Consider the following 26,273-nt stretch of genomic DNA (forward strand, 5'->3'; position numbering starts at 1 on the left):
CAGGATGAGGCCTGCCTCATAAAAAATTCCGTTTTCGTCCTTCGTCGGTCTGGCGCCTTTCTTAGAAATTATCTATAAGACCTGCAACCACGCCAGCGGCCGGCGTGAAGTTCATCCTTGTGCCGAACTTGAGTATCGCGAGGAGCGATGTTCACGTGCGGACAGCGGAAATGGTCGTACCCGCATCCTGATGTGCATGAAGTGCATAGGCGTCCGCACGATCGTGTTGGCTATCAGAATATGCGGGGTTTCTATCCGTGGCTAAATCTCTCGACAGCTTCAATTGCCGGTCGGTCCTGACCGTCGACGGCAAGGACTATGTCTACTACAGCATACCGAAGGCCGAAGCGAACGGTCTTGCCGGTGTATCGAAGCTCCCTTACTCGATGAAGGTGCTTCTCGAGAACCTTCTCCGTAACGAAGATGGCCGCTCGGTCACCAAGAAGGACATTCAGGCCGTCGCCGAATGGCTTGTTAACAAGGGGCTGGCCGAAGCGGAAATCGCATATCGCCCTGCCCGCGTTCTGATGCAGGACTTCACCGGCGTTCCTGCCGTCGTTGACCTCGCCGCCATGCGCGACGCCATGGTCAATCTCGGTGGTGATCCGGAAAAGATCAATCCGCTGGTTCCCGTCGACCTCGTCATCGACCACTCTGTCATCGTCGACGAATTCGGTACGCCGACGGCCTTCGCCCGCAACGTCGAGCTCGAATACGAGCGCAACGGCGAGCGCTACCGCTTCCTGAAGTGGGGCCAGCAGGCGTTCAAGAATTTCCGCGTCGTTCCCCCGGGCACCGGCATCTGTCACCAGGTCAATCTGGAATACCTCGGCCAGACCGTCTGGACCAAGGATGAGGACGGCGAAACCACCGCCTACCCGGACACCTGCGTCGGCACGGACAGCCACACGACGATGATCAACGGTCTCGGCGTTCTCGGCTGGGGCGTTGGTGGTATCGAAGCCGAAGCCGCCATGCTCGGCCAGCCGGTTTCCATGCTGCTGCCTGAAGTTATCGGCTTCAAGCTGACCGGCAAGGTCAAGGAAGGCGTGACCGCGACCGACCTCGTCCTGACCGTCGTGCAGATGCTGCGCAAGAAGGGCGTTGTTTCCAAGTTCGTCGAATTCTACGGCCCCGGCCTTGATTCGATGACGCTGGCCGACCGTGCGACCATCGGCAATATGGGCCCGGAATATGGTGCGACCTGCGGCTTCTTCCCGGTTGACGGCGAAACCATCAACTACCTGACGATGTCTGGCCGCACCAAGGACCGTATTGCCCTCGTTGAAGCCTATTCCAAGGCGCAAGGCATGTGGCGCGACAGCGACGGTTCGGACCTAATCTTCACCGACACGCTCGAACTCGACCTCGGCGACGTCGTCCCGTCCATGGCCGGCCCGAAGCGTCCGGAAGGCCGCCTGCCGCTCGAAACCATTGCTCCGAACTTCGCAACGGCTCTCGAGGGTGATTACAAGAAGCCCGGCCAGCTCTCCAACCGTTATGCGGTTGAAGGCACGGACTTCGACCTGGGCCATGGCGATGTGGCGATTGCCGCAATCACCTCCTGCACCAACACCTCGAACCCGAGCGTTCTGATTGCGGCCGGCCTTCTCGCCCGCAACGCCGTTGCCAAGGGCCTGAAGTCGAAGCCGTGGGTGAAGACCTCACTCGCGCCCGGATCTCAGGTCGTTGGCGAATATCTGGCCAAGTCTGGCCTTCAGACCTCCCTGGATGCCCTCGGCTTCAACCTGGTCGGCTTTGGTTGCACCACCTGCATCGGCAATTCCGGCCCGCTGCCGGCGCCAATCTCGAAGACGATCAACGACAAGGGCCTGATCACCGCAGGCGTACTTTCGGGTAACCGTAACTTCGAAGGCCGCATCTCGCCGGACGTCCAGGCCAACTACCTGGCATCGCCGCCGCTGGTCGTCGCCTACGCGCTTGCCGGCACCGTCCAGAAGGATCTGACCACCGAGCCGCTCGGTGAAGACCAGGACGGCAACCCGGTCTTCCTCAAGGACATCTGGCCGACGTCGCACGAGATCCAGGAATTCATCCTGAAATACGTCACGCGCGAACTCTACGAATCGAAGTATGCCGACGTGTTCAAGGGCGACGAAAACTGGCAGGCCGTTCAGGTCCCGGCCGGTCAGACCTATGCCTGGGATGACAAGTCGACCTATGTCCAGAACCCGCCTTACTTCGTCGGCATGGGCAAGACCGGTTCGGGCCTGAAGAACATCAACGGCGCCCGCGTCCTCGGTCTCTTCGGCGACAAGATCACCACCGACCACATCTCTCCGGCCGGCTCGATCAAGGCAGCGTCTCCGGCAGGTGCATACCTGACGGACAACGGCGTAGGTGTGGCGGACTTCAACCAGTACGGCACGCGCCGTGGCAATCATGAAGTCATGATGCGCGGCACCTTCGCCAACATCCGCATTCGCAATCACATGCTCGGCCCGAACGGCAAGGAAGGTGGCTACACCATCCACTATCCGTCCAAGGAAGAGCTGTCGATCTATGATGCGGCGATGGCCTACAAGGCAGAAGGCGTTCCGCTCGTCATCTTCGCTGGCGTCGAATACGGCAACGGTTCTTCGCGTGACTGGGCTGCCAAGGGCACCAACCTGCTCGGCGTCAAGGCCGTGGTCGCTCAGTCCTTCGAGCGTATCCACCGCTCGAACCTGGTCGGCATGGGCATCGTCCCCTTCACCTTCGAGGACGGTACGACCTGGGCTTCGCTGAACCTGAAGGGTGACGAGGTGGTAACGATCGAAGGTCTCGAAGGCGATATCAAGCCGCGCGAGAAGAAGATCGCCAAGATCACCTACTCCGACGGCACCGTGAAGGATGTTCCGCTGCTCTGCCGCATCGATACGCTCGACGAAGTAACCTACATGAACAATGGTGGCATCCTGCAGACCGTTCTGCGCGATCTCGCCGCCTGATCGCCTGAGGCACAAGACCATGAGAGGCCGTCGGGAAACCGGCGGCCTTTCCTTATGCACCAGCACGCTCGGTCGGTGCCGAAAGTTTCACCCCATCGTGACTTCCCGCATGGCGCTCTTGGCGCTATCAGTGCTGCACTCAAGTGAAGGCATCTCGATAGCATGCGGCACAAGAATTCTGACAAGACAACGGCATGGGTCACGGCATGGGCAATGGTGGCCCTCGCTGCGTCGATGCTGTTCCTCTTTCCAGGCCAAAGCACGGCCGAGGAATTTGTCGAGCCGAAAGGTGTCGTCGAGCTTTTCACCTCGCAGGGCTGTCGTTCCTGCCCGCCTGCCGATCGCGCCTTTGAGAAACTGGTGCGTCAGGGAGAAGTGGTGGCACTCTCCTATCACGTCGATTACTGGAATTATCTCGGCTGGGCCGATACGCTTGCCACGCCAGAGAACACCGAGCGGCAATATGCCTATGCGAAAGCTTTTGGCCGGAGCGGCGTTTATACGCCCCAAGCGGTTCTCAACGGTCGAGAGCACCTGAAGGGTACCGACGCAACGGATATCGACCGTCGTCTCCAGAAGCTCCAGTCTGCCGGCAATGGCCTGCTCGTACCCATACGCGCCTCGCGGCACGACGACCAGTTGACGATCTCCGTCGGCGCTGGTCACGGCAAGGCCAATGTTGTCGTTGTCTACTTCCGCCAGCATCAGACCGTCGAGGTCCTGAAGGGTGAAAACACCGGACAGAACCTGGACTACTGGCACAGCGTGACCGATGTGCAAACCGTCGGCATGTGGGACGGGAAGCCTCTGGACCTTACGCTGCCCGCCAGACGCATGGGCGACGACAAGAGCGACGGCTGTGCGATCTTGCTGCAAACGGCAGATGAAAAGGGAAACCCCTCCCATATCGTCGGTGCGACGATGATGATGGTAAAGCCGAATACGCTGTAGGGGAAAACAACCTGGTGTGGTCCGGCCCGGAAGCATTGGGGGGCTGGGGGTAAGGGGTCAATGCGCCAGACCGGACCTTTTGGCGCACCGCGCCAACCAAGTTAGTTATACTATATCGCAAAAAACGGCGCAGGTATGTTCAAATTTGGGCAGCGGCACGTTTATCTGATTTGACGCGTGATATCGGTCACACGCGATATTTATAAGTTGAAACGAAAAAAGCCCGTCCGGCAGGCGGACGGGCTCTTAATGCAGATAAGGTCGTCCCCACTTAGCCCTGCAGGGCGTCGTAGGCCTCCACACTTCTGACCGCACGCTCGCCAATCAGCTTGGCATCATCGCCCGGCTTGTAGAGACTGGAACCAAGACCGAAGGCACGAACGCCGACTTTCCAGTAATCGGCAAAGTTGGAATCGGAGACACCGCCGACCGCGCCGATCGGCAGATGCGACGGCAGGATGGCCTTGATGGCGGAAATGCCGCCCGGTCCAAGCACACTAGCCGGAAAAAACTTGAGGGCCGACGCACCAGACTTGGCGGCAAGAAGCGCTTCAGTCGGCGTAAAGACGCCCGGCATTGCCACCATGCCATGGGCGACGGCACGCCTGATAACGTCGGGTTCGACATTCGGGGTGACGAGCAGATTTCCGCCAACGTCATGAAGGCGGTCGACCTGCGAGACCTCGAGAACGGTGCCGGCGCCGATCAGCACGTTTGCAGGGGCGCGCTTGCGCGCCTTTTCGATCGAGACAAAGGGATCAGGCGAGTTCAGCGGAACTTCGATCGCTTCGAAGCCAGCCTCGATGAGAACATCGACGGTTGCCTCGATCTCGGTCGGCTTGATGCCGCGCAGGATGGCAACGAGGTTGCGGCGAAGGGCGGGCCAGGCAACGGAGGCAGTCATCGTTCAGTCCTTGAATTCATAATCGAAAAGCGAAAGCGCCGAGGCAAGCAGGCCACGGCGCACCAGCAGGCCGCCATCAAGCAGAACAGGCTCACCGCCGGCCGTGGTGATGGCGCGCGCATAAAGACGCGTCAGCTTTCCCGTGCCGATCAGGTAGGCCTTTCCGTGGCCCAGAAGGTCATCTCGGATGGCGGCGATCTCGGCACCGATGAGAAGGCCAGACAGGCGAGCTGCCGGATTGACCTTTGCCCCTTGGCCCGCAAGCAGGCTTTCGGCACGGATTGAAAACAGCACGGAGGTCAGAGCAAACCCGGGCTGCAGCGCCTGATCGACGGCAGCGTCGAAAATGTCGGGATCAGCTTCCGCATCCCCGTCTTCCGGAACGGAAAGCCGCAGGATCGATTGCCGGCTAATCAGATTGAACAGCTCACCGGTCATGACGGTCGAGAAGCGTTTCACCTGACCGTTCTCGACCAAGGCCCATTTGGAATGGGTTCCAGGCAGGCAGAAGAGGGCATTGTCGAGGCCCTGCTCCAGCGCGCCGGCCAGCTGCGTTTCCTCGCCGCGCATGACGTCAAAGGCACCGCCCTCGCGCTGGCAAACGCCAGGCAGGATATAGACCGGACGCTTGGCACCCTCCGGCTGGACCGCATGCTGGAACAGGCCCACCAGAGGCGCTGGCGTTTCCACATAGGGTGCTTCCCGCCAGCCGGTGCGGGCACCGGCCATGCCGGCAACCACCACCGGGAGATCCGATGGCGCGCCGAGTGCGGAAAGATGCCCTTCCAACACGGCAGGATAGGCAGCCTTATCCAGGCTGCCCATTCCCTCGGGTGACTGCCTTTCACCAAGGACCGCGCCCTGGCTATCAACGAGCCAGAGACGGAGGTTGCTGGTGCCCCAATCGACGAGCGCGGCAAAGGCTGATGCAGTCACGGGATGTCCTCAGGCGAGATCGGTCGGCAGAAGCGCCGCCGGGATGTCCTGGTAGCAGACCGGCCGCAGGAAGCGGCGGATCGACAGTGTACCGACCGAGGTCGCGCCGAAGTTCGTGGACGCCGGGTAGGGGCCACCATGAACCATGGAATCGGCCACTTCGACGCCAGTCGGGAAGCCGTTGGCGAGCACGCGGCCAGCCTTGCGTTCCAGGATCGGCATCAGACGCTTGCCAAGCGCTTCGTCACCGGCGTCAACATGCAGAGATGCCGTCAACTGGCCGGAGAGGCTGCGGGCCATGGCGACCATTTCGTCTTCGCTTTCCGCGATGACGATCAGGCCGAGCGGTCCGAAGACTTCCTCGCCGAGCACGTGATTGTCGAGCCAGTCCTTGGCTGTTGTCTGGAACAGGTAAGGGGTAGCGTTGCGCAAGTCGCAGGTCGAGGTGAGTACCGAGCGAACGCCCTCGGTACCGGCGATGCGGGTGGCACCGTCACGATAGGCCTTGGCGATGCCGTCGGTCAGCATGGTCTGCGGTCCGACACCCGAAAGGGCCTCGGTTGCCGTCTCGACGAACTTGTCGGCGTTGGCGCCCTTCAGCAGCACAACGATACCAGGGTTCGTGCAGAACTGGCCGGCACCCATGGTAAGCGAACCGACCCAGCCCTTGGCGATGGCTTCGCCACGGGTGGCAACAGCCTTGGGCAGCATGAACATCGGGTTGACCGAGCCGAGCTCGCCGAAGAAAGGGATGGGTTCCGGGCGCTGGGCGCAGAGATCGAAGAGTGCGCGACCACCACCGAGCGAACCGGTGAACCCGACCGCCTTGATCAGCGGGTGCTGAACCAGCGCCTGGCCGACATCGCGGCTGCCGCCATGCACGAGCGAGAAAACGCCCGGATGCACGCCGCAACGCTTGATGGCGGCATCGATGGCGGACGCCACGATTTCGCCGGTGCCCGGATGGGCATCATGCGCCTTGACGACGACGGGGCAGCCGGCAGCAAGGGCTGCAGCCGTATCGCCACCAGCCGTCGAGAAGGCGAGCGGGAAGTTCGAGGCACCGAAGACGGCAACCGGGCCGATCGGGCGCTGGACCATCCTGAGGTCCGAGCGAGGAAGCGGCTTGCGATCCGGCAGGGCTTCATCGTGACGGCGGTCGAGATAATCACCCTTGCGGATATGGGCGGCAAACAGGCGCAGCTGACCGGTGGTGCGGCCGCGCTCGCCGATCAGGCGGGCTTCCGGCAGGCCGGTCTCCTGAGAGCCGATCTCGGTGATGGCATCACCGCGTGCATCAATCTCCTCAGCGATGGCATCGAGGAAAGCGGCACGCTCTTCGCGCGTCGAATAGGCATAGGTTTCGAAGGCCTCTTCGGCGGCCTTGACAGCCTGATCGACCAGGGCAGGCGTGCCCTTGGAAAAGGTGTGGGAGGAGCCCGTGGCAGGCGACGAGGTGAAAGTATCCGTGCTGGCAACCCAGTTGCCGGCGATCAGGTGTTTTCCAGTCGGTGTATAGGCCATGGGATGGGCCTCCTTTTGATGTCAGTCTTCGAAGTGAGCGACGACTTTTCGTTCCCCGCAAAGGAACGAATCCGCCACGATGCGCAGCGGCTGATAGTCGGTGTCGCTCTGGCGAGAGCGGATGAGGTGGGCGAAGCGTTCGTAGATTCCCGCATATTCGCGGTCCGGGCCGGACGCCTGTTCCTTACCCCCGATATAGAGTTCCGAGCCGCCCTTTGAAAGGCGCAACTCGCCGGCATTCGTCTGGACTGTGATGTCCCACGTCTGCGGGCCTTCCTGTCGCCAGTCGAATTCGGCCGAAATCGGCGCCCCTTCGACGGTCCGCATGGCGATGGAAGCGGCGATCGGCTGCTTCTTGTTTTCGGGGAATTCGAGAACCGACTTCTCGACCATGATGTGGCCGGGAACGATCTCCGTCAGGATGGAAAGCGCATTGATACCAGGATCGAAGACTCCAAAGCCACCCGGTTCCCAGATCCAGGCCTGGCCCGGATGCCAACGACGTACGTCTTCCTTCCAGACGATCGAGATCGACTGGATGACCTTGTCTGCGAGCCATTGCTTGGCAGGCTCGACACCAAGGGCAAAGCGCGAGTGCCAGGTCGCGAACAACGTCACGCCAGCCTTGGCAGCAAGCTCGGTGAGAGCATTTGCCTCGCCCAGAGTGGTCGCCGGTGGCTTCTCCATCAGAACATGGCGGCCGGCAGCAATAGCAGCCTTCGCCATGTCGAAGCGGACTTCAGGCGGCGTGCAGAGCGACACGACCTTGATGTCCGGCCGTGTAGCCAAGAACTCATCGAAATCGGTGAAGTTCTCCGCACCGTCAACTTTGCCATGCCGGCTGACGCCGGCGGCAACGACAAAGTCGTCACCGCCTGCGATCGATGGAATATGCTGGTCGCGGGCAATCTTGCCGATGCCGACCAGCGCCAGCGGGATACGTTCTGCCATGGTGATATCCCTCAGTGTGCGTCCTTGCCGACCGGTGAACCGCGGCAGCCCTTCAGGAAGTCGAAGTCCGCACCGGTATCGGCACCCTCGACGTGATCATGGAAGAGCTTGGCATAGCCGCTTGCCGGCGGCTCGACCGGCGGACGCCAATCGGCGAGACGGCGCTGCATTTCCTCGTCCGAGATGTCGAGATGCACGCGACGGGCTTCGACATCGACTTCGATGAAGTCGCCATTCTTGACGATGGCGAGCGGACCACCACGCGCCGCTTCCGGCGACGTGTGCAACAGAACAGTGCCGTAGGCGGTACCGGACATGCGCGCATCGGAGATGCGGACCATGTCGGTGATCCCCTTGCGGAGCACCTTCGGCGGAAGACCCATATTGCCGACTTCCGCCATACCCGGATAGCCGCGCGGACCGCAGTATTTGAGGACCATGACGCAGGTTTCGTCGATGTCGAGTGACTCGTCGTTGATCTTCGCCTTGTAGTCGTCGATGTCTTCAAAGACCACGGCGCGGCCGCGATGCTTCATCAGGTGCGGAGAGGCAGCCGACGGCTTCAACACGCAGCCCTTGGGCGCCAGATTGCCGCGCAGAACGACGATACCGCCCTGCTGGGTGAGCGCCTTGTCGACCGGCAGGATGACGTCTTCGTTCCAGTTGCGAACGTCCTTGACCTCGTCCCAGATGCTTTCACCCGAAACGGTGATCGCATCCTTGTTGAGCTTGCCGGCTTCGCCGAGGCGCTTGATGACGACGGGCAGCCCACCCGCATAGAAGAACTCTTCCATCAGATACTTGCCCGACGGCATAAGGTTGACGATCGTCGGGATGTCGCGGCCGAGGCGATCCCAGTCATCGAGCGTAATATCGACGCCGACGCGGCCGGCCATCGCGAGGATATGCACGACGGCATTGGTCGAGCCGCCGATGGCGCCATTGACGCGGATCGCGTTCTCGAAGGCTTCCTTCGTCATGATGTCGGAGGGCTTCAGATCATCCTTGACCATCTGCACGATGCGACGGCCCGAAAGCTGCGCCATCACCTTGCGGCGGCTGTCGACGGCCGGGATCGCGGCATTGCCGGACAGCGCCATGCCGAGGGCTTCAACCATCGACGCCATGGTCGAAGCGGTACCCATGGTGTTGCAGGTACCACTGGAACGCGACATCGATGCTTCGGCCTCGACGAATTCCTCCTGCGTCATCTCACCCGCCTTCACGGCTTCGGAGAACTTCCACAGATGCGTACCGGAACCGACGCGTTCGCCGCGGAAATAGCCGTTCAGCATCGGACCGCCAGTCACGACGATCGAAGGAATGTCGGTCGAAGCGGCGCCCATAACAAGCGAAGGGGTTGTCTTGTCGCAGCCGACGAGCAGCACGGCACCATCGATCGGCTGGCCGCGCATGGCTTCCTCGACGGCAAGCGCCGCAAGGTTGCGATACATCATTGCTGTCGGGCGGAAGGTGTTTTCCGACGCCGAGAAGACCGGAACTTCGACCGGAAACCCACCAGCTTCCCAAACGCCAGCCTTAACCTTCTCCGCCAGTTCGCGCAGATGACCGTTGCAGGGGGTGAGGTCAGACCATGTGTTGAGAATACCGATGACGGGACGGCCGTCGAACAGGTCGTGCGGGTGGCCCTGGTTCTTCATCCAGCCACGATGATAGATCGTGTCGCGGGACGTCCCCCCGTACCAGTGCTGCGATCTCAGTTGGCGCGGCCAGGCCGCCGGTTTGAACTTGCTCATGGCTATCGTCCTGTCTCTGTTGAATGGGCGGGTCGGTTGACCGATCCGCTCAGAGCATTTTCACCTTGACGGTCTCTGCGGCTGCCTTTGCCAGGCGGTTGCGCAGCGGAAGACCGAATTGCGGTGACTCGATTTCGAACACATCGCCTTCCTGGGTCACGAAGCCGTCTGCAACGGACAATGTCGCCGTGCCGTACATGTGGATGTGAAGGTCGCCGGGCTGGCAGAAAAGCGCATACTTGAAATGGTGATATTCAAGGTTCGCGATCGTGTGAGACATGTTTGCCTCGCCCGAGAGGAAGGGCTTCTCCCACACGGTCTGGCCAGCGCGCACGATGCGCGAGGTGCCTTCGACGTGGTCGGGGAGGGCGCCGACGCGCAGTTCCGGACCAAAGGAGGCCGGACGCAGCTTGGAATGGGCCAGGAAGAGGTAGTTGATCTTCTCGGTCACGTGGTCGGAGAATTCGTTGGCAACCGAGAAGCCCAGGCGATGCGCCGTGCCGTCTTCGCCGATGATATAATAGCCGGCCATTTCCGGTTCCTCACCACCATCGAGAGCGAACGACGGCGACACGAGATCGTCACCGGGTGCGACGGCGTTGAAACCGTTGCCCTTGTAGAACCACTCGGGCTGTACGCCGGTTTCGCCGGGCTTCGGCTTGCCGCCTTCCAGACCCATGCGGAACATCTTCATCGAGTCGCTCATGCCGGCGGTGTCCGCATGCATGTTGTCGCGAGCCGATGCCGAACCCGTATGGGTGAGACCCGTACCGGTCAGGTACATGTGGGCCGGATCCGGATGACGAACCGGGCAATCGAGCTTGCCTTCGGCCGCAAGCGCGACGAGGTCGACAGTGTCGCCTTGGCCCTGCTTTTCGATCAGGGCGGCCACGGTGGTCCCGGCGGCTATCGCCGCCTTGGCCAGTTCGTAGGTGGAGTTAAATCCTGGGACAAGGCGCGCAGCCTCACCCTGGCGGCAAATGATGCCGCCAGCCTTCAATTGCGAGAGAAACATAAGCCTATCCTCAGACTGCTTTGTTCTTGTTGTAAACGTCGAAGAAGACAGCAGCCAAAAGCACGAGGCCCTTGATGAGCTGCTGGTAGTCAATGCCGATACCCATGATCGACATGCCGTTGTTCATGACACCCATGATCAAGGCGCCGATGACTGCACCGGTAATCTTGCCCACGCCGCCGGATGCCGAAGCACCGCCGATGAAGCAGGCCGCGATGACGTCGAGTTCGAAGCCGACACCGGCCTTCGGCGTCGCCGAATTGAGGCGCGCCGCAATGATCATGCCGGCGAGCGCTGCGAGAACACCCATGTTGACGAAGGTCAGGAACACCAGGCGTTCGGTATTGATGCCGGAGAGCTTTGCGGCCTTCTCGTTGCCGCCCAGCGCATAGATGCGACGGCCAATGGTCGTGCGGGTGGTCACGAAGGAATAGAGGGCAATTAGAATGCCCATGACGACGAGCACGTTCGGCAGACCGCGATAGGTCGCGAGCTGATAGCCGAGGAAGATCGCGACAACGCTGATGATGCCCATCTGCACGGCGAAGAACACGAAGGGTTCGTTTTCGGTGCCATGCTCATCGTTCAGGCGGCGGTGCTTCATGCCGTTGAAGATCGCGAGAGCAACGAGCAGCACGACAACGATGATTGCGACGTGGTTGGCAATACCCGTCGTCGCAACATCCGTCAGCGGCAGGAAATCCGGGATGAAGCCGGTCGACAGCAGCGTGAATTCCTTCGGGAACGGACCGATCGGGCGTCCCTGCAGGACGACATAGGTCAGACCGCGAAAGACAAGCATGCCGGCGAGCGTCACGATGAAGGACGGGATCTTCTGATAGGCGACCCAGTAGCCCTGGGCGGCACCCATGATGCCGCCGAGCATCAGACACAGCGGAACGACGAGGGAGAAATGCCAGCCCCATTTGACCAGCATGATCGCCGATATGCCGCCGATGAACGCGACAATCGAGCCGACCGACAGGTCGATATGCCCGGCCACGATGATCAGCAGCATGCCGAGCGCCATGATGACGATGAACGAGTTCTGCAACACCAGATTGGTGATGTTGACCGGGCGGAAGAGAACGCCGTCGGTCAGGAACTGGAACAGCAACATGATGACGACGAGCGCCAGCAGCAGTCCGTATTCGCGGATGTTGTTGCGCAGGTAGTCGCCCACGGAGACCTTGGGGGTTTCGGTTCTTGTGTCGATGGCCATTAGTATTTCTCCCCAGAGCGCATGATGGCACGCATGATGGACTCTTGGCTTGCTTCTTCCTTGGACAGTTCCGCGACGATGCGACCTTCGTTCATGACGTAGATGCGGTCGCAGGTGCCGAGCAGTTCCGGCATTTCAGATGAGATCATCAGAATGCCCTTACCTTCGGCGGCAAGCTGGTTGATGATGGTGTAGATTTCGAATTTTGCGCCAACGTCGATGCCGCGGGTCGGCTCGTCGAGGATCAGGATCTCGGGGTTGGTGAACAACCACTTTGACAGCACGACCTTCTGCTGGTTGCCGCCAGACAGGTTGACCGCTTCCTGATAGATCGAATGCGACCGGATTCTGAGCTTCTGCCGGTAATCGGCAGCCACCTTGGCTTCCTTGCGATCGTCAATGACAGTGCCGCTGGACACGCCATCGAGATTGGCGAGCGTGGTGTTTTCCTTGATGTTGCTCTGCAGGACGAGACCGAGATGTTTGCGGTCTTCCGTCACATAGGCAAGGCCCGCACCGATCGCCTTCGGGATGGTAGAAACGTCGACCGGCTTGCCATGCATCCAGACGTCACCGGTGATCTTGTGACCCCAGGACTTGCCGAAGATGCTCATTGCCGTCTCGGTGCGGCCGGCGCCCATGAGCCCGGCGATACCGACGACCTCACCCGCGCGAACGTTGAAGGCAACATCGTGCAGGAACTGACGATCACGGTGGTTCTGGTGGAAGACGTTCCAGTTCTTCACTTCGAGAAGCATCTCGCCGATCTTCGGTACGCGCTTCGGATAACGGTCTTCCATGTCACGGCCGACCATGCCCTTGATGATCCGGTCTTCCGTGATTTCCTGCGTGTGACAGTCGAGCGTCTCGACAGTGCCGCCATCACGAATGATGGTGATCTGGTCGGCGACCTTGCGGATTTCGTTGAGCTTGTGGGAGATGATGATCGAGGTCATCCCCTGCTTGCGGAATTCCATCAGAAGCGTCAGCAGCGCGTCCGAATCCGTTTCATTGAGCGAAGCGGTTGGCTCGTCGAGGATGAGCAACCGGACCTTCTTCGACAGGGCCTTGGCGATTTCGACCAGCTGCTGCTTGCCGACGCCGATGTCGGTGATGCGCGTGGAGGGCGAATCCTTCAGGCCGACCTTCCTCAGCAGCTCTTTCGTGCGCGCGAAGGTCTGGGGCCAATGGATCACGCCCTTGTCGGCGATCTCGTTGCCGAGGAATATATTCTCGGCGATCGACAGGAGCGGCACGAGCGCCAGCTCCTGGTGAATGATGATGATGCCGAGTTCCTCACTGTCGGAAATCCGGCCGAAACGACGGACTTCGCCATCGTAATAGATATCACCGTCATAGGTGCCCGCAGGATAGACGCCGCTCAGGACCTTCATCAGCGTGGACTTGCCGGCGCCATTTTCGCCGACCAGCGCGTGGATCTCGCCCTCGCGCACCTTGAAATTGACATTGTCCAACGCCTTCACGCCGGGGAATGTCTTTGTGATGCCGCGCATCTCGAGAATGATGTTGTCCATGTACAGAATTCCCTGCGCCAAGCCAGCGATCCTATCTGGATCGAGCCGGAGGCGCGAGCTCCCTCAATGCGTATAGAAAAGGGGTCCGCGACGGATCGCGGACCCGGATGCGATCCGAAGGATCAGTTGTCGATCTGATCGGCCGTGTAGTAGCCGGCATTCACCAGAACGTCCTTGGCATTGGCCTTGTCGAGAGCGACAGGCTTCAGCAGGTAGGACGGAACGACCTTGACACCGTTGTTGTAGGTTTCGCTGTCGTTGATCTCGGGCTCCTTGCCTTCCATGATGGCTTCAACCATCGAGACGGCAACCTTGGCGAGTTCGCGGGTGTCCTTGAAGACGGTCGAGTACTGCTCGTCGGCAAGCATCGACTTGATCGAGGGCAGCTCGGCGTCCTGACCGGTAACAACCGGCATCGCCATGTCGCCCGAACCGTAACCTACGCCCTTGAGAGCCGACAGGATACCGATGGAGAGACCGTCATAAGGAGACAGAGCGCCATGCAGCTTGTCTTCGGTGTAGGTCGAGGAGAGCAGGTTTTCCATACGAGCCTGGGCGACCGTGCCGTCCCAACGCAGCGTACCGACCTGGTCCATGCCCTGCTGGCCGGACTTGATCACGATGTCGCCGCTGTCGATGAGCGGCTGCAGAACCGACATGGCGCCATCGTAGAAGAAGAAGGCGTTGTTGTCGTCAGGCGAACCGCCGAACAGTTCGACGTTCCACGGCTTGGTGTCCGGGAACTTGGCCTTGAGGCCATCAACGAGGCTGGTTGCCTGGAGAACGCCGACCTGGAAGTTGTCGAAGGTTGCGTAGTAGTCGACATTGCCCGAGTCACGGATCAGGCGGTCATAAGCGATGACCTTGACGCCAGCATCGGCAGCCTTCTGCAGGATGTCGGAGAGCGTGGTGCCGTCGATGGCGCCGATCACGAGAACCTTGGCACCCTTGGTTACCATGTTTTCGATCTGAGCCAGCTGGTTCGGAATGTCGTCGTCAGCAAACTGCAGGTCCGGCGTGTAGCCAGCGTCCTGGAACAGCTTTTCCATGGTCTCGCCATCGGAGATCCAGCGGGTCGACGTCTTCGTCGGCATCGAAATGCCGACCATGCCCTTGTCCTGTGCGAAGGACGCGGGCGCGAATGATGCGATGCCGATTGCGAGCGACGCAATCAGGGCGCCAAGTTTCTTCATGGTAACCTCCCTGGTCATACCGTGCGAGGCCAAGCTCCTCCTGGCTACTCGCTGAAACAAGAACGAGCGGCTGACGCAGCAGCCCCCAGCTCCGTGGCGAGTCTTATCGTGGCCAATATACCGATCAAATGATTATTTTGACTTTCTTCATACCATAGTTGATATGTCCTTTATGGCCGAAATTCATGTCCACCGATTGCAACCAAAGCATCTGAACCTGATCCGCTCGATCGCAGAGCTCGGGCAATTAAGCTTGGCTGCTCAGGAGCTTGCACTGACGCAGCCTGCGGCTTCCCGCATGTTGGGCGAAATCGAACGCTATGTCGGGTCACCGATTTTCGTTCGAACGCCCAAAGGCATGGAGCCGACGGCGGTCGGCAGTGCGCTTGCTCGCCGGGCACAGAACGTACTGGAGGAAATGCGCGAAGCCGCACGCGAGGTGGAAGCAATCCAGCGCGGCTTGACGGGAAAGGTCAGGATCGGCGCCGTGACCGGCGGAGCGGTCGGCTATGTCGTCCCTGCCATCAGAGCGTTGAAGGCTGAAGCGTCCACGGTCGACATCCACGTCGACGTCGCACCCAGCGGCGAGATGATCCGCGATCTCCTATCGGGCCAATACGACTTCGTTCTCGGGCGCATCCCGGCCGGCATCGACGCGCGGCAGTTCCATGTCGACGGCGCGACCATGGAAGAGGTGGAGATCGTCGTGCACCGCAGTCATCCGCTTGGAAACGTGGACCGGCTGAACATTTCCGACATGGCCCATTTTCCCTGGGTCATGCAGGCGCCCGGCACCCCGTTGCGCCAGGCGGTCGAGAATGTCTTCATCGAGGAAGGCGCCCCCATTCCGCGCAACATCGTCAACACCACATCTCTTCTGGTCATGATCGCGATGCTCGCTTCGTCCAACGCGATCGCTCCGATGTCGCGTGAAGTCGCCGATCTTCTCTGTCGCCAGACGCCCGTCGGCGACCTGACAACGCTGAAGCTCGACACGCCGATCGAAGTGACGCCCTATCATCTGATCACCTTGAACGGCAAACGTCTGTCGCCGATCGCCGCACGGCTGCGTGAGCTGCTGCTCAGTCGATTCCTGAGCAGGGGGCGCTGAGACCATGGTCGCGGGACCCCGATAAGCTTGCAATTTCGGGCATGTCAGGCACACTGTCACCCAGCCGTCATGAATCGTAGCTCATGGAGCATTGATGACAGAGCAGCCGGAAGGGCAGCGCCGTGAAGACGAGGGAGCCGAGAAAAGCGCCACCGGCGTAGTCGATCTCGGCGTGTACAGACAATCCCTCGACCCTCTTCCCGTCACGTTCCATCGCCGCGAACTGGACGCGATCCTCTGGATCTATGGCCGCATGGTCGGGGAGGGTGAATGGCGCGACTATGCGATCGATCACCTCAAGGATCGCGCCGTCTTTTCCGTTTTCAAAAGGTCAGGCGAATATCCGCTCTACCGGATCGAAAAGAATCCGAAGCTTGCTGCCAAGCAGGGCGCATTTTCGGTCATCGCAACGGATGGCCGGATCCTGAAGCGCGGCCATGACCTTCGCCAGGTCCTCAAGGTTTTCGACAAGGCTCTGAAAGCCCTCGACTGAGGCTCAAAGCATCGTGCCGGGATAGCGCGACAGATCGGGCATGGTCGAATTGCCCTCGCCCAGCGCCTTCTGCATGAAAATGGTGTCGAGCCACAAATCGTGCTTGAAACCGGTTCCCACCAGGCGTCCGGCGGGCTCGAAGCCAAAACTGCGGTGCACGGCCATCGACGCCTCGCTCGCACCGCCGATGACCGCCACCATTTGGCGAAAACCCAGCGCCTCGCAGTGTGTCAACAAGTCCCGGAGCAGGGCCCTCCCGACACCGCGGCCACGGGCAGCGGGGGCGATGTAGATGGAATCTTCGACGAGCCATCTGTAGGCGGGGCGGGTTCTGAAGGCCGAAGCATAGGCATAGCCCGCAAGCGCTCCCTTTTCATCGACCGCAGCGAGATAGGGATAGCCCTTGACCTTGAGGGCGGCAAATCTCGCCGACATCTCTTCGAGATCCGGCGGAACGAGCTCATAGCTCGCGGTTCCGTTGACCACGGCGTCTGCGTAGATCGCAGTCACCTGCGGCAGGTCGTCAGGGATCAGATCGCGAATTTCGAGCTTCATGCAACTACTCCGGTCAACCTGCTTCTTTATCCACGTGCTGACAGGCGAGACAAGCGCCGGCGTGTCACGGTGACACTGCGATAGATCCCACCACCTTCGCTTTTCGCCGAAGCGGCGGGTGTGTCGGCTTGACTCGCGCTGAAAACCTTGTAATCCCTCGCCGCGAAGAGGAATTCGGTCCATGCACGCTTTCGGGCAACCCTTTGCGGTCTTCCACCCCCTGCAGCAGTCTGCTGCCGGTGGCGCATGCCTTTCTCTTGCATCCACGACCAAGGCCAAAACGACGACGAAAACCGTCTGACGTCTTCGGCCACCGCTCTCTCCCCGGCACGGCCGGGGACAAGGAAGGTTGCGCACCCGTCGCGAGCTTCCCCCTCACCACCCGAGGAGAGACAGAAAGAGAGCATAGACATGGGTTTCAAGATTGCAGTCGTAGGCGCAACCGGCAATGTCGGGCGCGAAATGCTGAACATCCTCTCGGAGCGCGGCTTTCCGGTATCGGAAGTCGTGGCACTTGCCTCGGCGCGCTCGCAGGGCACGGAAGTGTCCTTCGGTGACAAGGTCCTGAAGGTTTCCAACCTCGACAATTACGATTTCTCCGACACGGACATTTGCCTGATGTCGGCCGGTGGCACCATCTCCCAGAAGTGGTCGCCGAAGATCGGCGCGCAGGGCTGCGTTGTCATCGACAACTCCTCGGCCTGGCGTTACGATTCGGACGTTCCGCTGATCGTTCCGGAAGTCAATCCGGACGCCATCGTCGATTTCAAGAAGCGCAACATCATCGCCAATCCGAACTGCTCGACCGCCCAGCTCGTCGTAGCTCTGAAGCCGCTGCATGATGTCGCCAAGATCAAGCGCGTCGTCGTCTCGACCTACCAGTCCGTATCAGGCGCCGGCAAGGAAGGCATGGACGAGCTGTTCCGGCAGACCCGCGCCGTCTTCGTCGCCGATCCGGTAGAATCGAAGAAGTTCACCAAGCGCATTGCCTTCAACGTTATTCCACACATCGATAGCTTCATGGAAGACGGCTACACGAAGGAAGAATGGAAGGTTCTGGCCGAAACCAAGAAGATGCTCGATCCTAAGATCAAGGTGACCTGCACAGCCGTGCGCGTTCCTGTCTTCATCGGCCATTCGGAATCGGTCAACATCGAATTCGAGAATGAAATCACCGCAGATCAGGCACGCGACATCCTGCGCGATGCTCCGGGTTGCCTTGTCATCGACAAGCATGAAAACGGCGGCTACATCACGCCCGTCGAATGCGCCGGCGAAGATGCAACCTATATCTCCCGTATCCGCGAGGATGCGACGGTTGAGAACGGTCTCAACATGTGGGTTGTCTCTGACAACCTGCGCAAGGGTGCAGCCCTCAACGCCATCCAGATTGCCGAGCTGCTCGTCAATCGCGGCTTGATCAAGCCCCGCGCAGCCGCTTGATCTATTGCAGCAGAGGCTTCCCGATTGAACGCGGGAAGCCTCGCACGGCGCTTTCAGCTGAAAGTGATCCGATTTGAGACCTTCGCGGCCCTACATTAGCTAACGCCGGATGACAGAGTCATCTTTCACTGGCATGGTTCGGCCGAATCGCCCCTCCACAGTCCGTTATGAGGCTTCAATGCGACTGACTTCCACTCTGTCGGCGGCTCTCGTTTCCGTCGTCGCGCTGTTCGCCGGCACGCAACACGCCGCCGCCGCTGCTTGCAGCAACACATCCGCAGGCTTTGAAGATTGGAGCGCCGCGTTCAAGCAACAGGCTGCCGCCCAGGGTTTCAGCCCGCGCATGCTCGACCGGGTCTTCTCCTCCATCAACTATAGCCGCAGCACGATCAGTGCCGACCGCGGTCAGAAGAGCTTCAAGCTGTCCTTCGACCAGTTCATGCAGAAGCGTGGCGGGCAGACCATCATCAACCGCGGCAAGACGATGAAGAAGAACAACGCGGCTCTCTTCGCACGGCTTGAGAAGCGTTATGGCGTACCAGCCGGTCCGCTGATCGCCATCTGGGGCATGGAGACCGGATTCGGCTCATTCCTCGGCAAGGAGCACACCCTCTCAGCCGTCGCCACGCTCGCCTTCGATTGCCGCCGCAGCGCATTCTTTACCGATCAGTTCTACGCAGCACTGGAACTCGTTCAGGCTGGCAACCTCGATGTGAACGCCAAGGGCGCAGCCCACGGCGAAATCGGCCAGACACAGTTTCTGCCGCGCAACGTCATTCGCTTCGGTGTCGACGGCGACGGCGATGGCCATATCGACATGGTCCGTTCGCGCACCGACGCTCTAGCATCGACCGCAAACTTTTTGCGCGGCCACGGCTGGCAGCCAGGCGCCGGCTATCAGCAGGGTGAGCCGAACTACGCCGCCATCCAGGGCTGGAATGCCGCAGGCGTCTACCAGCAGGCAATTGCCTATATCGGCGCGCAGATCGACGCCGAATAATCGACAAGCAAACGGCGGCCACGAGCCGCCGTTTCGCATTTCAGGTGATACAAGCGCCTGACCGGGTGATCAGCTATTAGGCTCTGCCCCGAGGCGTTCAAAGTCTTTCGTCTTAGGGTCCATGACCCATAATTCCCCATTGCTGATGTCGAACCAGGCACCGTGGATGCGCAGCTTGCCGCGCTCCTCGAGGATCTTCACACACGGGAATGTCCGCAGATTGGCAATCGAATTGCGGATGGAGATGCGCTCAAGCGCCGTCTGCCGCTCGGCGGGGGTCATGGTCGAGTTACCCTGGATCTGCTCGGCAGCGGGCGCGACGAGATTCATCCATTTGCCGATGAAGTCACCCGGTGAGAGCGGCTCTGCGTTAGGGTCGAGGGCTGCACGAATACCACCGCATCGCCCGTGGCCCATGACGATGATGTCCTGCACACGCAGGGCCTGAACGGCGAATTCGAGGGCCGCCGAGGTCGAGTGGTACTGTCCGTCCGGCTCGTAGGGCGGCACCATGTTGGCGACATTACGGACAACGAAGAGCTCGCCCGGAATGGAATCGAAGATTACCTCGGGCGCAGCCCGGGAATCGCAGCACGCAATCACCAGCGTATTGGGCTTTTGCCCCTGCTCGGCGAGCGCGCGATAGCGATCACGCTGATCGTGATACCGGCCGCTCATGAAGTTGCGGTAACCGTTGAGAAGTGCGGAGGGAAAATGGCTCATCCCTACCGATTACAGCGCGTGAACGGCCCTGGCAACCGAGTGCCGCCAGAGAATTGCCAGGGAAATCAGGACCCTTTGCCGGGCCTCCGCAGGGCGGGATGCAAGAGGCGGCGCATCTGTACCATGGCGATGGGCGTCGAAAGGCTGGATGCGTCACTCTCCAGGGTCAGCTCGTCACCGCCACGCTTGGCTGTTTGCATCAGAATTTCGAAGACACTGGACGTCGCCAGTTGCAGCGCCTTTTCTTCGTCCATGCCTTCGAGAAGACGCGCCAGAAAGACGGCGGCCAGGAGATCGCCCAGACCGTTTGGCGGATTGTCGATAAGCCGGTGCTCGGCGAGCAGGGCCGAGCGACCGCTGAGCAGGAGGTTTCCTGTCCCCTTGGCCATCATTGGCACCGCGGAGGTGACCAGCATACGTTTCGGTCCGAGATCGCCCGCCGCTTCGATGATCGCCTGATTGCTTGGCAGCTCACGTCCTGCCATCCACTGCAGTTCATAGCGATTGGGTGTCGCAAGATCGGCGAGGGGAATGAGCCGCTCTCGAATGGCCGTTGCAGTTTCGACCGGCACGTAAAGTCCCCCGAGATCGCCGATAACGGGATCGCAGACATAGAGCAGATCCGGGTTTTTCTGTTTGGCCGCCTCAACGAGACGGGCCACGGCTGCTGGCTGGCGGGCGCTGCCGAAGTATCCGGACAAGATGGCGGAAACCTCTCCGAGCCAGGGCGCCCTGATCAGGTCATCGATCACGCTGTCGAAGTCGTCATCGGGAAATCGTAGGCGCGTCGCTGGACCATGTCCCGGATGCCAGGGAAGCACGATTGTCGGAAGTGCCCAGACTGGCCGACCCAGGACTTCCAGGGCGAACACGGCAGCTCTGTTGCCGACGGATCCGCGGACAACATGGCTCGAGACGACGATGACTGCACCCTTGTTCATTTCGCGCATTTTGTGTGATTCACCCTATCGCCCAGCAATCGAACTGGAAAAGCACCATATGGTACAAAAATTTCCTGATTTTTACGAATTTGACCGCATATTTTCGCCTGATTTTTTTCTATTTCTGTTCCATACATACTTTTGCAAGCCATTTGCGTGAAGATGACGCGCAAAGGCGCGATTTACGGAGGGGTACATGGGCAGGACCGGGTTCAGCAAGCGGGACGAATTGCTGGAAAATGCGGAGAAGATGGCGCGAGAACAGGGCGGCGCCCATGTGTCGCCCAAAGTCATATTCGGAAGAGCGAGCAACGACGATCTGGATCGCTACGAAGCGTCGATGCTGGCGCGATCGGCTTCGAGAGCCGCAAATGACATTGCGGGTTGGGATCGCACGACACCCCATATCAGCATCGATACCATCAAGGGCGTGAGCCCGAACGGCATCCCGGTCAGCGTTCTCTCCATCGTCGACCACAACAAGTCCTTCCTCTACGATTCGCTGATGGGCGAAGTGACCAGCCACTATCGCGACATCTATATGGCGGTCCATCCTATCCTTGCCGTGACACCGCGCGGTGACATCTCGCTGTCGAACCCGGACTCCGATCCGGAAGGTGCGATCAAGGTCAGCTATATTCAACTTCATCTGGCGCCGCTCTCAGCGGAGCAGTCCGCCGATTTGATAGGGCGGCTCCAGAACGTGCTGGCGCAGGTCAAGATGGCGGCGACTGACTGGAAGCCGATGCTCAATCTGCTGGAAACAGCGCTTTCCGAGCTTCGGGACCTGTCTGCCGGGCGGACCGAAGCCGAGCGCGACGAGGCGGTTGCCTTCATCGAGTGGCTCCGCAACAACAATTTCACCTTCCTCGGCATGCGGGAATACACCTATTCGGGCGATGGAGCCGAAGCGACCGTTGAGCGCGACAAGGGCAGCGGCCTCGGCATTCTCTCGGACCCTGATGTTCGCGTGCTTCGCCAGGGGCAGAACCAAGTCACGACGACCCCCGAGATCCTCGCCTTCCTGCAAGGTCCCGACTACCTCATCGTCACCAAGGCGAATGTCAAATCCGTCGTCCACCGCCGCGCCTACATGGACTATGTCGGCATCAAGCGCTTCGGACCGAACGGCAAGGTCGCAGGCGAGCTCCGCATCGTCGGCCTGTTTACAGCCACCGCCTATACGCGCTCGGTCAATCAGATCCCGCTCTTGCGCGCCAAGGTGGAGAAGGTCGTCTCGCACTTCGACTTCGACCCCCGCAGCCATTCCGGCCGCATGCTGCAGAACACGCTGGAAAACTATCCCCGCGACGATCTCTTCCAGATCACACCCGACCTGCTGGCAAAGTTCTGCGAACAGATCAACGATCTTTCCGAACGCCCGCGGGTGCGCGTCTTGCCGCGCATCGACCATTTCGATCGCTTCGTCTCCCTGATCGTTTACGTCCCCCGTGAAGACTACAACTCCATGGTCCGCGAGAAGATCGGCCTCTACTTCCAGTCCGTCTACAAGGGGCATGTTTCAGCCTTCTATCCGGCCTTCCCCGAAGGCGGCGTGGCCCGCGTGCACATCATCATCGGCCGACGCGAAGGGACGACGCCGCAGATCCCCCAGGCGACGCTTGAAGAGGCGGTTCGCCAGATCACTGCTCGCTGGGCGGATCGGTTCGCGGCCCTTGCCGGCAAAGGCGCGCCGACGCTTGAAGTGGGGCAGGCATTCGAGGAAGCCTTTACCCCCGAAGAGGCAGTCAGCGATCTCAAGCACATCAAGGCCTGCATCGCAGGAGCCCCGCTGTCGCTCGAATTCCACCAGGTGACGGACGAGCGCGGCCCGCTTCTCTATCTCAAGATCTTCCACATGGGTGATCATCTGCCCTTGTCCCGTCGTGTGCCTCTGCTTGAAAACCTCGGTTTCCGGGTGATCAGCGAGCGCACCTTCGACATCGGCATCGGTCGCTCCGACGACGACCAGAGTGTTGTCGTTCTCCACGACATGGAACTGCAGGTTCCAGACGGGATAAACTTCGACATCAAGCAACATGCGGCACAGGTTGAAGAGGCCTTTCTTGCGGCCTTTACGGGTGCGGTCGATAACGACGCATTCAACCGCCTGATCCTGGCGGCAAGCGTCACTGCCCGCGAAGCATCGGTACTGAGGGCCTATGCCGCCTATCTCCGGCAGGCCGGCGCGGTCTATCCCCTGACCTACATGGCGGAAACGCTGACCAAACACCCGGCCATCGCAGCCGACCTGGTGACACTCTTCAAGAACCGCTTCGATGTCTCGCTGGCTGAGAAAAGCCGCAAGACCCGCCACGCAGAACTGCTTGACGCGCTGGAAAGCAAGCTGAACGACGTCAAGATCCTTGATGAAGACCGCATCGTGCGTCGCTACATCAATGGGATCGAGGCGACACTCAGAACCAATTTCTACCAGAAGGGCTATCAACAGAGCGATCGCCCGATGCTTGCCTTCAAGTTCGATCCGCACAAGCTGGAAGGCCTGCCCGAACCGCGTCCTTTCCGCGAAATCTTTATCTACGGCGTCGAGGTCGAAGGCGTCCATCTGCGCTTCGGCAAGGTTGCCCGAGGCGGTCTGCGCTGGTCGGATCGCGCGCAGGACTACCGCACGGAAGTGCTTGGCCTCGTCAAGGCGCAGCAAGTCAAGAATGCCGTGATCGTGCCGGTCGGTGCGAAGGGCGGCTTCTTCCCCAAACAGCTCCCGCCTGCGACCAACCGCGAAGCCTGGTTCGCAGCCGGCACGGAAGCCTACAAGACCTACATTCGCACCCTCCTGTCGATCACCGACAACATCGTTGCTGGTGAGATCGTTCCGCCAGCGGAGACCCTCCGGCCGGATGGCGATGATCCCTATTTCGTCGTTGCCGCCGACAAGGGCACGGCGACCTTCTCGGATACGGCGAACGGTCTGGCCCAGGAAGCGGGCTTCTGGCTCGACGATGCCTTTGCCTCTGGCGGTTCCGCCGGATACGACCACAAGAAGATGGGCATCACCGCCCGCGGCGCCTGGGAGACGGTCAAGCGTCACTTCCGTGAAATCGATACCGATATCCAGAAGACGCCGTTCACCGTGGCTGGCGTCGGCGACATGTCGGGCGACGTCTTCGGCAACGGCATGCTGCTGTCGGAACAGATCAGGCTGATCGCGGCCTTTGACCACCGCGACATCTTCATCGATCCCAATCCCGATCCGGCCATCTCGTTTGCCGAACGCAAGCGGATGTTCAACCTGCCACGTTCCAGTTGGCAGGACTACGACCGCTCGACCCTGTCGGCCGGGGCGATGATCATCTCTCGTGCCGAGAAATCCGTCAAACTCACCCCGGAGGCGGCCGAGGCCATCGGTCTTGCAACGACCACCGCAACGCCAATGGACATCATGACGGCGATCTTGAAGGCGCCGGTTGATCTTCTCTGGTTCGGCGGCATCGGCACCTACATCAAGGCGGCGGCGGAGACCGACGCCGAAGTCGGTGATCGCGCCAATGATGCGATCCGTGTCAGCGCTACGGATGTCCGCGCCAAGGTCATCGGCGAAGGTGCAAACCTCGGCGTCACCCAGAAAGGCCGAATCGCCTACGCCTTGAATGGTGGCCGCTGCAATTCCGATGCGATCGACAACTCGGCTGGGGTGAATTCCTCGGACGTCGAGGTCAACATCAAGATCGCCCTGAGCCCGGCCATGCTGGAAGGGCGTCTGCCACGGGAGAAGCGCAATGTGCTGCTCGCCGAGATGACGGACGAAGTGGCAGAACTCGTGCTCCGCAACAACTACCTCCAGTCGCTGTCGATCTCGCTCACCGAGGCCAAGGGAGCCGGCAACCGCGAAGAGCTGAGCCGGCTCATGGATTACCTGGAGGGCATGGGGCGCCTCAACCGCAAGGTCGAGACACTTCCGGATTCCGCAGGCGTCGCAGAGCGCTACGTCTCGGGTAAGGCGCTGACCCGACCGGAAATCGGCGTGCTTCTCTCCTATGCGAAGATCGTGCTCTTCGATCAGCTGATCGAGTCGGATCTTCCGGACGACAGCTATTGCGAGGCAACGCTGTTCAACTACTTCCCGGCCGCCATGCGCGATAGCTTTGCGAGCGACATCGCTGGTCATCGCCTCCGCCGTGAAATCATCGCGACGGTTCTCGCCAACCACGCCATCAACCGTGGCGGCCCCGGCTTTGTCGTTTCGGTCTGCGACGCGACGGGGAGCTCTCCTGACACCGTCGTCAAGGCCGCACTGGTCACCCGCGAGGCGCTCGGTCTGACGCCGCTCTGGGACAAGATCGATGCACTGGACGCCCGCATCCCGGGGCAGACGCAGAACAGGCTCTATGCGATCATCTCGGAGATCTATGCGGCCATGACCCGGCTGCTGATCGACACCGGCTTCGTCAAGGGATCGATCGGCGATGCCGTGACGCAGTTGAAGGCTGCGGTGGCTTCGGCATCACCCGTGTTCAAGAAGACGGTTCCGGCCGCCCTTCGCCAGCACTTCGACGACCAGATCGCCGCGCTCATCGAAGCTGGCGCACCGCAAGCCCTGGCAACCGAAGTCGTCAATCTACAGACCATGCAACTGCTACCCGAGATCCTGCAGATTGCCGAACGCACCGGCGCTGACTTCGCCGGAGCCATGCGCGGCTTCTTCGCTGTCTCCGAGGCCTTCCGTATCGGCCGCATCATCGAGAATGCCGGAAGGATCCAGACGACGGACCACTATGACAGTCTGGCCCTGACGCGCAGCCTCGACCGGATCGGTCAGGCACGCAGACAGATCGTCTGTGTGGCGCTGACGAGCCACGGCAAGGATCCACAACCGGTTCAGGCATGGATCGCGACCGATAAGAACCGTGTCGAGCGGATCGGCAAGGAACTGGCCTCGATCGTCGACAGCGGCGAACCGAGCATTTCCAAGCTCGCGGTCGCTGCCGGACTTCTGGGTGATCTTGCACAGGACCACGTGAGGTGACACTGTCCCGGGGTTTTAGAGCCTCTGGGGGTGCCTGTGACGACAAGTGAAGACGTGAAGACCAGCCACGGCCCCATCGACAGG

19 protein-coding genes are annotated in these 26,273 nt (G+C 60.6%); 7 read left to right on the forward strand and 12 right to left on the reverse strand.

Annotation, left to right across the window (positions count from 1 at the left end; genetic code table 11):
- Positions 1-257: 257 nt before the first annotated feature.
- Positions 258-2,951: an aconitate hydratase AcnA gene (gene acnA / locus BW978_RS17035; RefSeq protein WP_076397017.1), complete on the forward strand. Its 2,694-nt coding sequence runs from the start codon at positions 258-260 to the stop codon at positions 2,949-2,951.
- Between the two features lie 234 nt (positions 2,952-3,185).
- Positions 3,186-3,902 carry a DUF1223 domain-containing protein gene (locus tag BW978_RS17040; RefSeq protein WP_244551988.1) on the forward strand — a complete coding sequence of 239 codons (717 nt, stop codon included), beginning with the start codon at positions 3,186-3,188 and terminating at the stop codon, positions 3,900-3,902.
- Between the two features lie 271 nt (positions 3,903-4,173).
- Here the strand turns inward: BW978_RS17040 and BW978_RS17045 are convergent, their stop codons facing one another.
- The 9 genes from BW978_RS17045 to chvE all read right to left on the reverse strand — a co-directional run bounded on the left by BW978_RS17045 (position 4,174) and on the right by chvE (position 14,939).
- A complete protein-coding gene (locus tag BW978_RS17045; protein WP_076397019.1) occupies positions 4,174-4,806 on the reverse strand; it encodes a 2-dehydro-3-deoxy-6-phosphogalactonate aldolase in 633 nt (210 codons plus the stop codon).
- Between the two features lie 3 nt (positions 4,807-4,809).
- Complete coding sequence (locus BW978_RS17050; RefSeq protein WP_076397020.1) at positions 4,810-5,742, reverse strand: 2-dehydro-3-deoxygalactonokinase; 933 nt, start codon at positions 5,740-5,742, stop codon at positions 4,810-4,812.
- Between the two features lie 9 nt (positions 5,743-5,751).
- Positions 5,752-7,266, reverse strand: a complete 1,515-nt coding sequence (locus tag BW978_RS17055) for an aldehyde dehydrogenase (NADP(+)) (protein WP_076397021.1) — start codon at positions 7,264-7,266, stop codon at positions 5,752-5,754.
- Positions 7,267-7,287: 21 nt separating this feature from the next.
- On the reverse strand, positions 7,288-8,217 hold the full coding sequence (locus BW978_RS17060) for a Gfo/Idh/MocA family protein (protein ID WP_076397022.1): 930 nt from the start codon (positions 8,215-8,217) through the stop codon (positions 7,288-7,290).
- Positions 8,218-8,228: 11 nt separating this feature from the next.
- Positions 8,229-9,974, reverse strand: a complete 1,746-nt coding sequence (gene araD / locus BW978_RS17065; protein ID WP_076397023.1) for an L-arabinonate dehydratase — start codon at positions 9,972-9,974, stop codon at positions 8,229-8,231.
- 49 nt (positions 9,975-10,023) lie between these two features.
- The gene (gene araD1 / locus BW978_RS17070; RefSeq protein WP_076397024.1) at positions 10,024-10,989 is read right to left on the reverse strand and encodes an AraD1 family protein; all 966 of its coding nucleotides are present in this window, start codon (positions 10,987-10,989) and stop codon (positions 10,024-10,026) included.
- A 10-nt stretch (positions 10,990-10,999) separates the two neighbouring features.
- Positions 11,000-12,211, reverse strand: coding sequence for a multiple monosaccharide ABC transporter permease (gene mmsB, locus BW978_RS17075; RefSeq protein ID WP_076397025.1), 1,212 nt, complete (start codon positions 12,209-12,211; stop codon positions 11,000-11,002).
- Positions 12,211-13,746, reverse strand: a complete 1,536-nt coding sequence (gene mmsA / locus BW978_RS17080) for a multiple monosaccharide ABC transporter ATP-binding protein (RefSeq protein WP_076397026.1) — start codon at positions 13,744-13,746, stop codon at positions 12,211-12,213. The genes mmsB and mmsA overlap by 1 nt, the downstream gene beginning before the upstream one ends.
- Before the next feature lie 122 nt (positions 13,747-13,868).
- Positions 13,869-14,939, reverse strand: coding sequence for a multiple monosaccharide ABC transporter substrate-binding protein (chvE, locus tag BW978_RS17085; protein WP_076397027.1), 1,071 nt, complete (start codon positions 14,937-14,939; stop codon positions 13,869-13,871).
- Positions 14,940-15,111: 172 nt separating this feature from the next.
- Here chvE and BW978_RS17090 point away from each other — a divergent pair, with 172 nt between their 5' ends.
- The gene (locus BW978_RS17090; RefSeq protein WP_083697622.1) at positions 15,112-16,050 is read left to right on the forward strand and encodes a LysR family transcriptional regulator; all 939 of its coding nucleotides are present in this window, start codon (positions 15,112-15,114) and stop codon (positions 16,048-16,050) included.
- Positions 16,051-16,144: 94 nt separating this feature from the next.
- Positions 16,145-16,543, forward strand: coding sequence for a DUF2794 domain-containing protein (locus tag BW978_RS17095; RefSeq protein WP_076397029.1), 399 nt, complete (start codon positions 16,145-16,147; stop codon positions 16,541-16,543).
- 3 nt (positions 16,544-16,546) lie between these two features.
- Here BW978_RS17095 and BW978_RS17100 read toward each other — a convergent pair whose 3' ends face one another.
- Positions 16,547-17,098, reverse strand: a complete 552-nt coding sequence (locus tag BW978_RS17100) for a GNAT family N-acetyltransferase (protein ID WP_076397030.1) — start codon at positions 17,096-17,098, stop codon at positions 16,547-16,549.
- Positions 17,099-17,509: 411 nt separating this feature from the next.
- Between BW978_RS17100 and BW978_RS17105 the strand changes: the two genes are divergently transcribed.
- Together BW978_RS17105 and BW978_RS17110 are read left to right on the forward strand one after the other, a co-directional pair.
- Complete coding sequence (locus BW978_RS17105; protein ID WP_076397031.1) at positions 17,510-18,541, forward strand: aspartate-semialdehyde dehydrogenase; 1,032 nt, start codon at positions 17,510-17,512, stop codon at positions 18,539-18,541.
- A gap of 178 nt (positions 18,542-18,719) precedes the next feature.
- Complete coding sequence (locus BW978_RS17110) at positions 18,720-19,541, forward strand: lytic murein transglycosylase (RefSeq protein ID WP_076397032.1); 822 nt, start codon at positions 18,720-18,722, stop codon at positions 19,539-19,541.
- A 69-nt stretch (positions 19,542-19,610) separates the two neighbouring features.
- Here BW978_RS17110 and BW978_RS17115 read toward each other — a convergent pair whose 3' ends face one another.
- Both BW978_RS17115 and pdxY read right to left on the reverse strand, forming a co-directional pair.
- Positions 19,611-20,264 (reverse strand): carbonic anhydrase, encoded by a 654-nt coding sequence (locus BW978_RS17115; RefSeq protein WP_076397033.1) that lies wholly within the window; start codon positions 20,262-20,264, stop codon positions 19,611-19,613.
- Between the two features lie 65 nt (positions 20,265-20,329).
- Positions 20,330-21,214: a pyridoxal kinase PdxY gene (pdxY, locus tag BW978_RS17120; RefSeq protein ID WP_076397034.1), complete on the reverse strand. Its 885-nt coding sequence runs from the start codon at positions 21,212-21,214 to the stop codon at positions 20,330-20,332.
- Between the two features lie 187 nt (positions 21,215-21,401).
- On the opposite strand from pdxY, the gene BW978_RS17125 reads away from it, so the two are divergent.
- Complete coding sequence (locus BW978_RS17125) at positions 21,402-26,189, forward strand: NAD-glutamate dehydrogenase (protein ID WP_076397035.1); 4,788 nt, start codon at positions 21,402-21,404, stop codon at positions 26,187-26,189.
- Positions 26,190-26,273 lie beyond the last annotated feature (84 nt).

The organism is Rhizobium sp. RU33A, assembly GCF_900156055.1.
In the GTDB taxonomy this organism is placed as follows: Bacteria; Pseudomonadota; Alphaproteobacteria; order Rhizobiales; family Rhizobiaceae; genus Allorhizobium.